We start from the raw sequence: 14,162 nt of genomic DNA, 5'->3' as shown, positions 1-14,162 counted from the left end.
ATATCGCGCTCAAAACACGCCATCGTGTTCCAGCGTGATGCGGTGAATGCGCCGCTTTGCCGATCCGTAATCGCGTGCCGCGTAGTGCTGCACCTGCCGGTTGTCCCAGATCGCGACATCGCCCGCGCGCCATTCGAAACGCGCCTGCACTTCAGGCGTCTTGATCAGGTCGTACAGGTAATTGAGCAGACTCTGGCTGGCCGTCTTCGAGACGCCCAGCAAATGGCTCGTATGTCCTTCGTTGACGAACACGAGCTTGCGGCCGTTCTCGGGATGCGTCTTGATGACGGGCACTTCGATGGGCGGATATTTCTGCGCGGCGTCGCGCACGCGCGCCAGCCCTGCTTCGACGCTGTCTTCCTGCGTGCCCTCTGGAATGTCATAGCCGCTCAGCAGTTCCGACAACGCGCTCTTTTTCGGCGATGCGATGAACGTGTTCACGGCCGTCAGCTTTTCGAAGTAGCGTGCCAGATCGGGATCCAGCAAGTCGTAGACGGCCGCCGACGAGGACCAGATCGTATCGCCGCCGCCCCCTTCGGGAATTTCCTGTGCATGAAGGACAGTGGCCTTGGGCGGCTGAGGTTGCCACGATACGTCGACATGCCAGTTGTCCGTGCCGCCCGAACGCGTCTTGTCGCTATGAGCGATGACTTCGATTTCCGGAAAACCCGCGACGGCAGGCAAATAGATGTTCTTGCGGATCGGACTACCGAAGATGCGCGCAAGCGCAAGGTGTTGCTCAGGCGTGAGCGTCTGTTCACGAAAAAAGATCACACCGTGATCGACAAGCGCCTGACGCAGCGCCTGATGGTTATCGTCGGAAAGCGGCTTCGACAGATCGACGTTCTCGATGACTGCACCAATCAACGGCTTGTAGCGGCGCACCCGCAATTCCTGGTGGGTATCGGTGTTACCGGCGTGTGATTGCGGCTGATCCAGCACTGTGCTCATGACGTTCTCCGTTGACGAAAGTGGAAAGTGACCGTCATCAGAGCATCGTGGCGTGGCGCAGTACAACCAACCAATTCGAACACCTTGTTCATCGATGCCGTGCGTAGCTTCGATGAAACGCTCATTTTCTATGTTGCGCGCGGCTGCCTATATTCAAAGGTTTTGCCGGCACTTGCTCAAACTCCGCTCTCCGAATTGAATGGGCTTTGCATATCACCGTATCTGCGTTCATGAGACTCTAGTTTGTCGCGTTCAGCGCGGTTCTGCCGTTTTGAACGCGACGCACTTTTTTCTCACTCACTTACGGGGTTGGATATGGACCGCATCGATTCAGTCGTTTTGAAGCAAAATACGGGTTACACGTTGCTCGGAGAGGGCTTTAATCCGGGCACGGTAAAGAAAACGGAAAGGCTGCCGTTTACGATAAAGGTGGTAAGTAACCACTCGGAACTCGACAAGGCGGTCGAGATGCGCCGCGCGGCGTATCGGCGGCACTTGCCGGAATTCGCGGAGACCATGGGCGTCGAAGCGCTGGATGGCGCGCCTGGCACGGTCGTGCTGCTCGCGCAATCGCGGCTGGACGGTGGCCCGCTCGGCACCATGCGGGTCCAGACGAACGTATTCGATCCGCTTGCCGTCGAACAATCGGTCCAACTGCCGGACTGGTTGGGTCAGGCGCGCCTCGCCGAGGCAACGCGGCTCGGCGTGGCGCGCGGCGCGATCGGCCGGATGGTCAAGGTGGCGCTGTGCAAGGCGTATTACATGTTTTGCGCGCAGAACGGGGTCGACTGGATGCTAATTACCGCGCGTTCGCCGCTCGATCGGGAATACGAGGCGATGCTGTTCGAAGATGTATACGGGCAGAATGAATTCCTGCCGATGTCGCACGTCGGCGGGTTGCCGCATCGGGTGATGGCGAAACCGGTTGCACTGGTCCGTCAGCGCTGGGCGAAGGTCAACCATCCGTTCTATGGGTTCTTCTTCGAAACGGATCACGTCGACATCGACGTCAGCGTCGCATCATCGCAGGGCGAAGCCCGCCACGGCATCGAGCGCGGCAGCCTGCCGGACAGCGCCTCGGATTATCTGAGGTCGTTGAGCGAAGCGTAAGGCAGGTAGGGTAAGGTGTCCGCCCGAAGCAATTCGGGCGGACAAAAGATGGGGAGCGTCGGCGCAGTCGCGCCTTCGCTGCCAACCGTCGCAGCATTGCAATGAGATCGGGAATGAAGTCACTGGGGAAATGCAGCAGATGACAAGCGTTAAGTGGGCGTTTCGGGACCGACTGACCGGCTGGGCTTTCCTGCGCTTCTCCGTATACGTAGCGCCGTTTGTGATTGCGCTTGGCACCATTGCAGTCCTGCTCTGGGGGCCGCGCCAGTTCGATACCACGGGGACGGTTCCACTCAGCTTTCCTGTGATTGCGGATCCGTCGGCGACGCTGTCGCCCGCCGCCGCCATCGAACGCCTGCGCAATACCGCGCACACCGCCCGTTTCAGTACCCATCTCGCGGAAACGCCATTCTGGTTCATGCTCACCGCCCCTGCCATGGGTAGCGGAGACGCCACGTTCGTCGATCTTCCTTCCCGGCACGCGCAAACGATTTCCTGCTGGCGGACGGGCCCCGTCCTCACGCTGCTCGGCGCGGGCGACCGCCACGGCACGAGTGGCGCGATGCGCGACAACAAGGCCGGCTTTGCGCTGAAGCTCGACGGGCACACGCCCGATGCACAGATCCTGTGCCGGGGCACGTTCTCCGGACCCGCCTATATCAGCGCCTCGGCATCGAGCCTCGACAAGCTCGAGGAGACAACACTCGATTTCTACCAGAGTGCAGCGCTGATCACGGGCGGCCTGCTGACGCTCGCCATCTTCGTGTTCGTGACGGCAATCATCAATCGCGAATGGACTTATGTCATTTTTGCCGCATGGCTCGTCGGCAACCTGCGGCTGAGCGCCAATGCGATGGGCTTCGACACTGAGTGGCTGGGCCGGACCATCCCGCCTGACCATATCGAGTTTTTGCGGGAATTCACGTTCGCGGCCTACTACGTGCTGACCACGACACTCTTCGTGGAGCTGTTTCGCCGCGAGCTGAAAGCAATCGGTCTGCGCTGGAGCCTGCAGGCCGTGCGGTATGGCGGCTGCGTGCTGATGGCCGCTGCGTTCTTGCTGAGTTACGCGCACTTCATCCCCGTGCTGTGGGCAACCGCCAGTTTCTGCATCCTGGTGCTGACCTATTTCCTCGTGCAGCTGTTCTTCAAGGCGCGCTCGCGCACCGTGCTCTGGTATGTCGCGTCAATGGCCATCGTGCTGGTCGCGACGCTGTCGGAAGTGCTCGCCGCCGCGTTCGGCGTGAAAGCGCTGGCGGGCACGCATAGCCCCGTCGTGACGGCGCTGTCGTCGAGCATGCTGTGTGCGTTCGCGATTGCGGAACGGATGCGCGAAGAACGCGAGCGCCGCCGGCAGATGCAGGTCGAGCTGCGCAACACTTATGACGTCACGCCGATCGGCCTCTTCACGCTGAACGGCGAAAGCTGCTTCGTCCGCGCCAATCCGGCGCTGCACTCGATGCTGGGCCTGAATGATGAACAGGACGGCACGCGTCGCTGGGCCGATTATTTCGCGCCGGGCGCCGAGCGCGCGCTGGGTGAACTGCTGGAGCGGGACGACTCGGCGTCGATCGAAATCGACGGCACAGGGGGCACGGAGACAGAGTCGCGGCGCTACTCGCTGCGCGCGATTCGCGCGAACGGCTTTATCGAAGGCTCGCTCGAGGACGTGACGGACCGCTCGAAAGCGGTCGAGCGGTTGCACTTCCTGGCCGAGCATGATCCCCTCACCGGTCTGCTGAACCGTCGCGGCATCGAGCATGCAATCGACCGGCAATGCGGCGAAAGCGCCCCGTGGGCACTCGCGTATCTCGATCTCGACCGCTTCAAGGTGTTCAACGATTTGTTCGGTCACGGAACCGGCGACGAAATACTGCGGCATGTCGCGGCGCGACTCGTCGAGCGTCTCGGCGCCCATATTCCGATCGGGCGTATCGGCGGTGACGAGTTCGTGTGCGTGCTCGCGAACATGCCGATCGACGATGCCATCGTGCGCTGTCGCGAACTCGTCACCGCGTTGAACTCCGCGCCGTTTCATGTCGACACGCGGGCGTTCCAGGTCAGGGGATCGATCGGGGTCGTCGAGTGCTCGCAAGGCGAACGGGCGCTGGACGCCCTCGCCTATGCCGACCGCGCGTGCCGCGCCGCAAAGCGCGGCGGCAATGCGCGGCTCGTGGCACTGCGCAAGGGCGCGCCGGCGTTCGAGGAACGTGCCGCCGAGATCACTCTGATCGAGGCGCTGGGACAGAGCCGGCTGCCCGACGGGCTGTTCCTTGTGATGCAACCGATCATGTCGATGCACACACCGACCGAGTCGCTCGACTTCGAGATACTGCTGCGCATGCGCACGCCGGACGGCGCGGTGGCGACGGCCGCCAAGCTGATCGCCGCCGCCGAGGACTCCGGCACGATCGTGGAGATCGACCGCTGGGTGCTCACTACGACACTCGCATGGCTCAGCGAGAATCGTGCGTCGCTCTCCACTACTCGCTTCGTGTGCGTGAACCTGAGCGGTGGTTCGCTCAACGACGAACACTTCCTCGACGAGCTGTTCGCGCTGTTCTCGCGTCACGAGGACATCGTCCATTACCTGTGCATCGAAATTACCGAAAGCGTCGCGCTGCACGATCTCGAACATACGGAACGCTTCATCGCGCGCGTGCACGACATGGGTGCAAAGATCGCCATCGACGATTTCGGCGCGGGTCAGACATCGTTGCGTTACCTGAAGAAGCTGTCGGCCGATGCATTGAAGATCGACGGCGAGTTCGTGCGCACGATGTGCAACCATCCCGCCGATATCGCGATCGTCGAGGCGATCATTAACCTCGCGCGCAATCTGGGCATGCGCAGCATCGCCGAGTGGGTCGAAGACTTCCAGACCTTGCGCGCGCTGGAGGAACTGGGCGTCGACTACGTGCAGGGCTTCGGAATCGCGAAACCGCAAGAGGCCGGGGATATTCTCGCGGCCTCTTCAGCCGCGAGCTTCGTGACTAATGCCGAGCTTGCGCGGTATCTGAAAGAGCAGCGGACGGTACATCGGGGCGCGGACGATCAGCGAATGGAGCGTGAAAACGCGGTATGAGGCGGTTACGGACGGGTGTCGCTTCGCGGCATCGGTTGGCTGCCTGGACATGCCAGCATCAAATCAGCACCCCATCTGCCGAAGCCGCTTTCAACGAAGGTTTATCAGCCCGCTGATTGTCGAGGACCCGAACCATCATCATCAAAAGATGATTGACGGGTGTGGCGATGCCGAGCGCTGCGCCGCGGCCCACAATATGTCCATTCAGATGGTCGATTTCGCTGGGCCGGTGCGTTGCCACGTCATGGGCAGTCGATGAATATTGCCCCGCAGGAATCGTCGCCATGATCCTTGCTACCGCGTCGTCGACGTCCCTGGAGATGTTCACACCGTCCGCGCTCGCCACCGCGATGCATTCCGCCACGATATCGCGCATTGCCCTGTTCACGGCCGTCCCGCCGCGCTGACAAAGCTCGCCGAAAGGCAATTGAACAAGCGCCGAGATCGCGTTGTATGCACAGTTCAACACCAGCTTTTCCCAAAGCGCACCGCGTACATTCGCTGATACCGAAGTCGATACCCCTGCGTCATTCAGGATTCGAGCCACACGCTCGCTGGACGTGCCTGGCTCGATGATCAGTTCGCCTCTTCCGTGGTGCCGGACGTGGCCGGGTCCGCCCATCTCGCTTCCGACGTAGACCACGGCAGCCAATACTTCGCGCTCGACAAGGGCACGTACCCTTTCAGCGTTATCGACGCCGTTTTGCAGTGTGACGATAACGGCAGACTCCGAGAGGTACGGCTTCATCGCATCCACTGCGGCTTCCGTATCGGGCGACTTCACGCAAAGCAGGATTGCGTCTGCGCCTGCCACGCCCGAAGCATCCGTGCACGCCGCGATCTCGATGAACTCATCGAAAGCGAGCGACTCGAGCCGCAGTCCGTCTCGCCTGATGGCTGAAACATGATTCTGCCTTCCGATCAACGTCACTTCATGCCCGGCTCTGGCAAGCATACCGCCATAGAAACAGCCCACTGCCCCAGCGCCCATCACTGCAACTTTCATTTAGCCCTCTAACTTTCGAAACCGTCGGTCAACGCGCGCCTGATGTGCCGAACCATCAAGGGACGCTATCTATCGATAACACCTTGCCGCGTCGGCTATTCCCTGTGCCGGCGCGTGCATCGGTGGCTTCGACGTAGCAGCGCATTTCCCGCGCTCGATGCCATTAGAAGGGCAGAACTTGTCTTCCATATTTCGTCGAGGTGTCGAAATGTATCCGTGGCTTTTGCCCGAACACATTTTCTAAATGAGAATCGTTTGCATTTAGACTGAAACCGTAGCATCATGTGCCTATCGAAGACACTGCACCAACGAACCCGCCACATGACCTCAACCCTGATAGCAGACCGCGCCGATCACACAGCGCAAACCGCGATCGACCTGCTGCTGTCGCGCCGATCGCACTGGCCGCTATCGGCACCCGCACCCACCCAACAGCAACTGCAACACATCTTCGATGCCGCGATGCGCGCGCCGGATCACGGCCGTCTGCGTCCGTGGCGATTCATCACCATCCGAGATGAAGCGCGCCACGCATTCGGCGACGTACTGGTCGATCTCGCCGCCGCACGCGCACCGGACGAGCCTCGCAGCGCGCACGAGCATCGTCGGCAGCGCGCGATGGCGGCGCCGCTGATCATCGCGCTTGTAGTTGCTGTCGATCGGTCTTCGTCGGTGCCGGAACTGGAGCAACTCCTGTGCGTCGGAGCCGCCGCGATGAACATGCTCAATGCCATTCATCTGTACGGCTACGGCGGCTTCTGGGCGACGGGAATCGATACCTATGAGCCGGCCATGCATCGCGCGCTTGGACTCGACGCGTCCGAACGTCTGCTTGGCTTTCTGTTCGTCGGGACGCCGCAGAAGGAGAAGGAAGGACAACTGACGCGCCGGCCTTCCAGCGATGCCTACGTCCGCGAATGGCAACCCATTCAGTGTGACGCTGCCCGCGCCCGATCCGCGCAGCCATGATTCTGTCGAGGATACGATGAACTATCCGGCCTTTGCCTTGCGTGAAGCTTCGCTCAGCGAGGACGCCCTCTCGCACTATCCCGATGCGAGCGAGCAACTGGTATTGAACGCCGTTCGCACGTGGTTCCGGCCGCGCTGCGACGCTGTGCGCCAGGGGCAACACTGGCGCGACGTGCTCGGCGACGCGGGGCTGGCGCTCGCGGGCATCGACTGCTTCGACATGATGATGCACGCACTGCTGCACGCTTCTCATCGGCCGCTGGATACGCGTTGCCGCTGCGCGTCGGACATCGCCAGCGACGAGGCGTCGCTGCTGCAGACGCTGGCTTATCTGCAATCGACGGATTCCTCCGCTGCAACCGATCTGCTGAATCAATGGCTTCCGTCCGCGTCCGTCGGACACACGCTCAAAGTCATGCGCTGGTTCGCGCTGAATCTGTTGAATGCGGGCATCATGGTCCGCTCGCGACCGAGGCGCGTCGCTTACATGCATTGATGCGCGCAGCGGGTCTTCCTCTGCACGCTGGCTGAATAACGCCGGCCTTTCCTCCATTGCGTCCCCGCCTGCCTGTCGACGACCGCAACCATCGAACCTCACAGCGCCTGCGCTGAATACTCGCGTCCTTCGCGCTACGATATAGCCCGCAACAGCGCAATCACGGAGAACAGGCATGCAGCACTACGGCTTGGAAAACGTCTGGCAGCAAGGCGATTTCGTGACCCGCGCCATTCTCGTCGCGTTGTTGCTGATGTCGTTGCTCTCGTGGACCGTCATCGTGCTCAAGCTCTGGAACGTGATGCGGCTCAGACGGATCGCGCGCGCGACGGAACGCGCGTTCTGGCACGCCGGCAACCTCGAAGCGGGCTTGCACCAGCTCGGTATCGACGATTCGCCGTACTCAGGCAATGTGCTGCTCGCGCTGGCGCTGTCGGGCAAGGAAGCCGTCGAACATCACCAGGTCACGCAGTCGAATCTGCAACATTCGATGGACATCTCCGACTGGGTCACACGCTGCCTGAAAGACACGATGGACGACATCATCACGCATCTGCAGGCGGGTCTGACGATACTCGCGTCGATCGGCAGCACGGCGCCGTTCGTCGGCCTGTTCGGCACGGTGTGGGGCATTTATCATGCGCTGATCGTCATCGGACATACGGGACAGGCGAGTATCGATCACGTCGCGGGTCCCGTGGGCGAGTCGCTGATCATGACGGCGTTCGGGCTGTTCGTCGCGATTCCCGCCGTGCTCGGCTACAACGCGCTGACGCGGGCCAATCATGGGCTTGCAACCCAGCTCAACCGCTTCGCACATGGCATTCACGCGTACTTCGTGACGGGCGCGCGGCCTGCGGCGTGAAGGGCGCGAACCCTATTTACAAGGCTTCCTGTCCCTGGCATGGCGCGCTGGGCCGCTTCGGCGTGCGCGACAGCGCAAAAGTCAGCGAAGCGTGAGAGGAAGCACGAAGGAGATTGTCGATCTGAGGCTGGCAAGCATGCGCTCGCCAGCCCTGGCGGCTCATGGCATCCGGATGACTGCCGTCACCCGGCGAAACTCACACCACAGCGGCGACGCCCAACGTCAGCAGCAACGCCGTGACGGAGATGATCGTTTCGCAAACCGTCCACGTCTTGAAGGTCTGCGGCACGCTCATGCCGAAGTACTCTTTCACGAGCCAGAAGCCGCCGTCGTTGACGTGCGACAGAATCAGCGAGCCCGCGCCCGTTGCCAGCACCAGCAACTCGGGGCGCACGCCCGTCGCCGTCGATGCCGCCGCTGCCGCGATCGGCGCGATGATGCCCGCTGCCGTCGCCATCGCGACCGTCGCCGAACCCGTTGCGACGCGGATCAGCGCTGCCACCAGCCATGCGAGGATCAGCAGCGGCACATGCGCGCCCGTCGCGACATCGACGATCGCCTTCGACGCGCCGCTGTCGATCAGAATGCGCCCGAAGCCTGCACCCGCGCCCACTACCAGCGTGATGCTCGCGGTCGGCGCAAGACACTCGTTGGTGAACTTCAGGATCTGCTCGCGTCCGAAGCCGCGCGTCGTGCCGAACGTATAGAAGCTCAGCAGCACGGCAAGCAGCAGCGCCATGTCGGGGTGGCCGATCAGATGCAGCACGTCGTTGGCCGTGGTCTTCGCGGGCACGATCAGATCGGCCCAGCTTCCGACCAGCATCAGCAACACCGGCAACAGCACCGTCAACAGCGTGATGCCGAAGCCCGGCAAGGCCTGATTGGCGCGCCTCGCATCCTGCTCGATGAACTGCTGCGCCATCGGATTCACGCCTTCCAGCACCACGAAGCGCTCAATCAGTTTTGAAAACAGCGGACCGGCAAGGGCCGCCGTCGGAATGCCGACGATCAGCGCGTAGAAAATCGTGTGGCCGATATCCGCGCCATACGCGGTAACGGCCAGCAGCGCGGCCGGGTGCGGCGGAATCAGGCCGTGCACGACGGACAGACCCGCGACCATCGGAATGCCGACGCGAATCATCGACGTGCCTGTGCGTTGCGCAACGTTGAACGCAATCGGGATCAGCAGCACGAAGCCCACTTCGAAGAACACGGGCAGGCCGACCAGGAATGCGATACACATCATCGCCCAGTGCACGTTCTTCGGCCCGAACAGATCGATCAGCGTGCGCGCGATGCGCTCGGCACCGCCCGACTCGGCCATCATCTTGCCAAGCATCGTGCCGAGCCCGACGACGATCGCGATATGGCCGAGCGTGCCGCCGACCCCGGTTTCGAACGACTTGAGAATCGACGTCATCGGCATGCCGACGGCCAGCGCGAGCGCGACGGACACCACCATCAGCGTGATGAACGGATTCAGTTTGAAGCGCGCGATCAGCACGACGAGTGCGACGATCGCGATCAATGCGTAGACGAGTAGCAGACTGCCGGTGACGGTCGCCATGTTTGCTCCTGATATAGGTGATCGGCAACAGGACACGGCACGCTGCGATGGCGCGCTTTCGTGCCTGTTGCCATGCCGTGCTTTAGAACTTGTGGCGGATGCCTGCCACGGTCACGAACTGGCCTTGATTGCTCGACGGATTCGAAATGCCTTCAACCCACGCATTCGCGCCCGACGCGCGCTGATAGATGCCGTTCAGGTACAGGTCGGTCGTCTTCGACAGGAAGTACTCGCCGCCCAGTGCGACCTGGTTGTAGTGCGCGTTTTTCGCCGACGCCGCCGTGCTGTTCTGCAGCGTGTAGATGTAGCCGAGCGTGACGAGCGTTGCGGGCGTCGCCTGGTACTTCAGCATCGCTTCGTAGTTCTGGAAGTGCAGGCTGCCGCCCGCGATGATGTCGAAGTGCGAGTTCGTGTACAGCAGCGCGAGCGTGGCCGGCCCGATCGTGTACGCACCGCCCGCGCCCCACACCTGGTTGCGCTTCACGTTGCTGATGATCGACGTGCTCGTGCTGTAGTAGTTGTCGGACGGTGCGGCGCCCGTCGTATTGGTCGCCGGCTGGTTGGTGAGCGAGTACGCCGCGTCGAGGCGCAGCGGGCCGTTCACGTAGTCGGCGCCAACGCTCCATGCGCGGTTGTTCGCGAAGTCGCCCGCCGTGTTCGAGAACGCGTACATGGCATTCGCGGTGAAGCCGGCGATGGTCGGCGTCGTGTACTTCACTGCGTTGCTGGTGCGGTACGTGTTGTTCAGGTCGTCGTTGTCGTAGATCGCGTTTCCATACTGGCTCAACGCGCCGACGCCGTTGGCCTGCAGATTCGACAGATAGTCCTGCACGCTGTTGTACTGGCGGCCGAGCGTAATCGTGCCCGCCTTGCTGTTTTGCAGCGCAACCCATGCGCTGCGGCCGAACAAACGGCCGCCCTGGCCCAACGCGCCCGTCTCCAGGCTGAAGCCGTTTTCAAGGCGGAACAGCACCTTGTTGCCGCCGCCCAGATCTTCGCTGCCGAGCAGGCCCCAGCGCGAGCCCTGCACGTTGCCCTGCGTCGCCTGGATGTTGTGCTCGCCCTTCTGGTTGTTCGTGTACGTAAAGCCCGCATCGACGATGCCATACAACGTGACGCTGCTCTGCGCGTGGGCCGCTTGCATGCCAAGTCCGGCAACAGCGACAGCAATGGCTGAGCGGGCGATCTTCTTCTTATACATCGTGGTTTCCTCTGGTTGAAGTAAAAGCCAATGGATTGATGGCTGCTCCAATGACTTCAGGTATCCTAAACAGACGTGACAAAGCAGCACCTTGAACAAGGTGCATCGGCCAATATGACCGTTGAAACTGGCGGTGAATCAGTTCGGTGCGGCCGGTTTATTTGTTTCGTTCAATCCGGCCATGCGCGACGCGCCGCAATCCGGCGCGCGTCGCGTTTGTGAAACGGCGTGACAATCGGTTCGGGCGACGCCAGCGCCCGTTCAAGCTCGGCCACGATCCGCGCGAGCACGACCTGTTCTTCACCCGCGTGCAGGTTGCATGGATCGAGGTAAAAGAAATTCAGTTCGGCTTCGTGGTCGCGCACGATCACGGGCGCGTCGTCGCCTTGCGGACGCGCCAGCGCGTCGGCGAGATCCCATGCGGTGATACGCGCCTGATTCGGATCGATATGAAGCTTCAGGCGGTCGAGCGGATTGCCGGTCGGATCGGCCTCGATTTCCGCCCATACGCCCGTCTGACGGTTCAGCGTTTCGCGCCACAGCGTCAGGGCGCTGCGCTCCGTTGCGCGCATGGCAGCGTGATCGCGGGTGCGCCATTGCTCCAGCGCCGCGATGGCGCCGACGATGCCTTCCTTGCCGACCTTCATCCCGCGCCCAATGCCGCCGTTCTGGAAATACGCGGCGCGCACCAGCGCCTTCGACCCCGCGACGATGCCCGCCGTCGGCCCGCCCAGAAACTTGTGCGCCGAATACAGCACGAGGTCGGCGCCCGCCGCGATGAAGCGTGTGAGGTCATACTCGGACGCGGCATCGACGATCACGGGCACGCCCTTCGCATGCGCGACTTCGATGAATGCTTCGAGCGGGATCATGCCGTATTGCACGGTGTGATGCGAGACGACATACAATGCGGCCGCAGTGCGCTCGCCGATTGCCGATGCCAGTTGATAGTCATGCGCTTCCGTCGCCGCGCCGACGGGCACGACGCGTGCGCCCGCAAGCCGGATGGCCTGGTCGACGGGTGCGCCATAATTGACGAGGTGGCCTGTCTGCACGACGACTTCGTTGCGCAGTCCAGTCGTGTCCGGCAAACGTTCGATCAGGCCGAGGTCATCGCCTGTCATGGTGGCGGCGATGCTCAACGTGATGGCCGCCGAGCACGACGCCGTCACGTAACCGCTTTCGCTGCCGCACGCCTGCGCGATCGCGGCCGAGGCCTTGCGCTGCAGATCGTCGATTTCGACGAACTGCGGCAGGATCTCCGCGACGCTGTCGATCACGGCTGCGCCGACGCTGGACGCGCCCAGGCCCGTCATCGTTCCCGAGACGTTGATGACGGGGCGTAAGCCTAATCGAGAGCGGATGTCCATTCCAGCGCCTCCGAAGCATCATTCCTTAATTAAGGAATATATGTTGTAATTGTGGATGAGTCTAACATACAATGTCCTTGCGTCAACTGGACAAAAACATCCCTATCCGAGGACTACATGGCACGACCGCCCCGTTCCACCGCGGCTGCTCAAACGCCGGCCCGCGTCGACGCGAGCCCCGCTGCCGAAGCTGCCGCGCCTCGCACGCGCACCAGCGCGCTCGATCGCGCGGTGCAGATTCTCGACGCGCTGCAGGACGCCGGCAAACCGGCCACCGCATATGAAATCGCGCATCGCGTGAACGCGCCGCTGTCGACGGTCTACTCGATCATCAACGACATGGTCGAGAAGAACCTGTTGTCGCGCGCGGCCGACGGTGCAATCTGGCTCGGCTCGCGGCTCTATGGTTACGGACTCGCGTATGCGAGCTCACTGGACTACCTCGCCGTGGCCAACGAGGAAATGCAGCGGCTGTCGGCGGAAGTCGAAGAGACGGTGCAGGTTTGCGGTCTTGAAGAAGGCATGATGGTCGTGCTGCAGATGGCCGAGGGTCCAGGCCATTTCCGCGTGACCTCGCGCGTCGGCAGCCGCGTTCCGGTGAACTGGACGGCGTCCGGGCGACTGCTCGCGGGACATCTGCCCGCCGCCGAATGCACGGCGTTCTTCAGGCAATACGCGCAGCCCTCGCCCACTGGCCGCGCCGAAACGCGCCCCGATGTGCTCGCGCGCAACGCACGGCAAGCGCTCGACGAGCGGCTGTCGATCCAGATCGGCGAATCGGATGCCTCCGTGGCGTGCCTCGCAGCGCCCGTGATGAACCGTTCGGGCGCATGCGTCTTCACCATTTCGATCGTGATGCCCGAGGCGAAAGCGGAGCAAGGCACCGAACGTTACGCGCAGGCCGTGCAGAGCGTCGCGGCTCGCATCGAAACCCGCCTTGGCTGGCGCTGACCTCGACGCTGTTGCCGACAGCACAGCGACGCACGACACGTTGAACTTCCCTCAAGAACTCTTTCGCTTTCGACTTGCCGATGAACTGCTATGAGCGGCTGCGCGCGCGCGGCCTGACGCTTCCCACTGTGCCGACGCCCATCGGCAACTTCATGCACTGCACGCGCGAGGGCGGCCTGCTGTTTCTGTCCGGCCAGGGACCGCTCGACGAAACCGGCAAGCTGATGACAGGCAAAGTCGGCGCAACGGTCACGGCCGATGAAGCCTATCGGCACGCGCAGCTCGTCGGCCTGAACCTGCTCGCCGTGTTGCATGCGGAACTGGGCGATCTGCAGCGTGTACGGCGCGTGATCAAGCTGCTGGGTATGGTCAACGCAACGTCCGAATTTGCCGAGCATCCACGCGTGATAAACGGTTGCTCGGACCTGTTCGTCGAGGTATTCGGCGATGCCGGCCGTCACTCGCGTTCGGCTGTCGGCGTGGGCTCGCTGCCGAACAACATCACGGTCGAAATCGAGGCCATCGTCGCCGTGCGCGACTGACAATAAAAAAGCGGCCAGTCTCTTTCGACCGGCCGCCTTTGCCTTCGAT

12 protein-coding genes are annotated in these 14,162 nt (G+C 62.3%); 7 read left to right on the top strand and 5 right to left on the bottom strand.

All coding sequences use genetic code 11. The features are described 5' to 3' along the window. Nucleotides 1-9: 9 nt before the first annotated feature. A complete protein-coding gene (locus SB822_RS15825) occupies nt 10-951 on the bottom strand; it encodes a TauD/TfdA dioxygenase family protein (RefSeq protein WP_007740097.1) in 942 nt (313 codons plus the stop codon). Nucleotides 952-1,266: 315 nt separating this feature from the next. On the opposite strand from SB822_RS15825, the gene SB822_RS15820 reads away from it, so the two are divergent. Both SB822_RS15820 and SB822_RS15815 read left to right on the top strand, forming a co-directional pair. Beyond that, nucleotides 1,267-2,061 (top strand): N-acyl amino acid synthase FeeM domain-containing protein, encoded by a 795-nt coding sequence (locus tag SB822_RS15820; RefSeq protein ID WP_410855148.1) that lies wholly within the window; start codon nt 1,267-1,269, stop codon nt 2,059-2,061. 139 nt (nt 2,062-2,200) lie between these two features. Continuing rightward, nucleotides 2,201-5,146: a putative bifunctional diguanylate cyclase/phosphodiesterase gene (locus SB822_RS15815; RefSeq protein WP_410855147.1), complete on the top strand. Its 2,946-nt coding sequence runs from the start codon at nt 2,201-2,203 to the stop codon at nt 5,144-5,146. A 58-nt stretch (nt 5,147-5,204) separates the two neighbouring features. Here the strand turns inward: SB822_RS15815 and SB822_RS15810 are convergent, their stop codons facing one another. Continuing rightward, a complete protein-coding gene (locus tag SB822_RS15810) occupies nt 5,205-6,152 on the bottom strand; it encodes a ketopantoate reductase family protein (protein WP_410855146.1) in 948 nt (315 codons plus the stop codon). A gap of 321 nt (nt 6,153-6,473) precedes the next feature. Here SB822_RS15810 and SB822_RS15805 point away from each other — a divergent pair, with 321 nt between their 5' ends. The 3 genes from SB822_RS15805 to SB822_RS15795 all read left to right on the top strand — a co-directional run bounded on the left by SB822_RS15805 (nt 6,474) and on the right by SB822_RS15795 (nt 8,482). Beyond that, a complete protein-coding gene (locus SB822_RS15805; protein WP_410855145.1) occupies nt 6,474-7,121 on the top strand; it encodes a nitroreductase in 648 nt (215 codons plus the stop codon). A 16-nt stretch (nt 7,122-7,137) separates the two neighbouring features. Then, a complete protein-coding gene (locus tag SB822_RS15800; protein WP_007740082.1) occupies nt 7,138-7,617 on the top strand; it encodes a hypothetical protein in 480 nt (159 codons plus the stop codon). A gap of 175 nt (nt 7,618-7,792) precedes the next feature. Further along, a complete protein-coding gene (locus SB822_RS15795) occupies nt 7,793-8,482 on the top strand; it encodes a MotA/TolQ/ExbB proton channel family protein (RefSeq protein WP_007740081.1) in 690 nt (229 codons plus the stop codon). 196 nt (nt 8,483-8,678) lie between these two features. Here the strand turns inward: SB822_RS15795 and SB822_RS15790 are convergent, their stop codons facing one another. The 3 genes from SB822_RS15790 to SB822_RS15780 all read right to left on the bottom strand — a co-directional run bounded on the left by SB822_RS15790 (nt 8,679) and on the right by SB822_RS15780 (nt 12,620). After that, the gene (locus SB822_RS15790; RefSeq protein ID WP_007579973.1) at nt 8,679-10,049 is read right to left on the bottom strand and encodes a gluconate:H+ symporter; all 1,371 of its coding nucleotides are present in this window, start codon (nt 10,047-10,049) and stop codon (nt 8,679-8,681) included. An 82-nt stretch (nt 10,050-10,131) separates the two neighbouring features. Next, a complete protein-coding gene (locus SB822_RS15785; protein ID WP_007579970.1) occupies nt 10,132-11,250 on the bottom strand; it encodes a porin in 1,119 nt (372 codons plus the stop codon). Between the two features lie 170 nt (nt 11,251-11,420). Continuing rightward, nucleotides 11,421-12,620, bottom strand: coding sequence for an aminotransferase class V-fold PLP-dependent enzyme (locus tag SB822_RS15780; protein WP_410855144.1), 1,200 nt, complete (start codon nt 12,618-12,620; stop codon nt 11,421-11,423). A 117-nt stretch (nt 12,621-12,737) separates the two neighbouring features. Here SB822_RS15780 and SB822_RS15775 point away from each other — a divergent pair, with 117 nt between their 5' ends. Together SB822_RS15775 and SB822_RS15770 are read left to right on the top strand one after the other, a co-directional pair. Then, the gene (locus SB822_RS15775) at nt 12,738-13,571 is read left to right on the top strand and encodes an IclR family transcriptional regulator (protein WP_410855143.1); all 834 of its coding nucleotides are present in this window, start codon (nt 12,738-12,740) and stop codon (nt 13,569-13,571) included. An 80-nt stretch (nt 13,572-13,651) separates the two neighbouring features. Continuing rightward, a complete protein-coding gene (locus tag SB822_RS15770; RefSeq protein WP_007730901.1) occupies nt 13,652-14,113 on the top strand; it encodes a RidA family protein in 462 nt (153 codons plus the stop codon). Nucleotides 14,114-14,162: the final 49 nt, after the last annotated feature.

Source organism: Paraburkholderia sp. SIMBA_054 (assembly GCF_046534875.1).
Classification (GTDB): domain Bacteria; phylum Pseudomonadota; class Gammaproteobacteria; order Burkholderiales; family Burkholderiaceae; genus Paraburkholderia; species Paraburkholderia hospita.
Note: the sequence above shows the minus strand (reverse complement) of the source record. Positions and strands in the feature narration are given on the sequence as shown.

Coding starts and splice junctions, on each gene's coding strand:
- SB822_RS15825 (WP_007740097.1), bottom strand. CDS start 951: ATGAGCACAGTGCTGGATCAGCCGCAATCACACGCCGGTAACACCGAT.
- SB822_RS15820 (WP_410855148.1), top strand. CDS start 1,267: ATGGACCGCATCGATTCAGTCGTTTTGAAGCAAAATACGGGTTACACG.
- SB822_RS15815 (WP_410855147.1), top strand. CDS start 2,201: ATGACAAGCGTTAAGTGGGCGTTTCGGGACCGACTGACCGGCTGGGCT.
- SB822_RS15810 (WP_410855146.1), bottom strand. CDS start 6,152: ATGAAAGTTGCAGTGATGGGCGCTGGGGCAGTGGGCTGTTTCTATGGC.
- SB822_RS15805 (WP_410855145.1), top strand. CDS start 6,474: ATGACCTCAACCCTGATAGCAGACCGCGCCGATCACACAGCGCAAACC.
- SB822_RS15800 (WP_007740082.1), top strand. CDS start 7,138: ATGAACTATCCGGCCTTTGCCTTGCGTGAAGCTTCGCTCAGCGAGGAC.
- SB822_RS15795 (WP_007740081.1), top strand. CDS start 7,793: ATGCAGCACTACGGCTTGGAAAACGTCTGGCAGCAAGGCGATTTCGTG.
- SB822_RS15790 (WP_007579973.1), bottom strand. CDS start 10,049: ATGGCGACCGTCACCGGCAGTCTGCTACTCGTCTACGCATTGATCGCG.
- SB822_RS15785 (WP_007579970.1), bottom strand. CDS start 11,250: ATGTATAAGAAGAAGATCGCCCGCTCAGCCATTGCTGTCGCTGTTGCC.
- SB822_RS15780 (WP_410855144.1), bottom strand. CDS start 12,620: ATGGACATCCGCTCTCGATTAGGCTTACGCCCCGTCATCAACGTCTCG.
- SB822_RS15775 (WP_410855143.1), top strand. CDS start 12,738: ATGGCACGACCGCCCCGTTCCACCGCGGCTGCTCAAACGCCGGCCCGC.
- SB822_RS15770 (WP_007730901.1), top strand. CDS start 13,652: ATGAACTGCTATGAGCGGCTGCGCGCGCGCGGCCTGACGCTTCCCACT.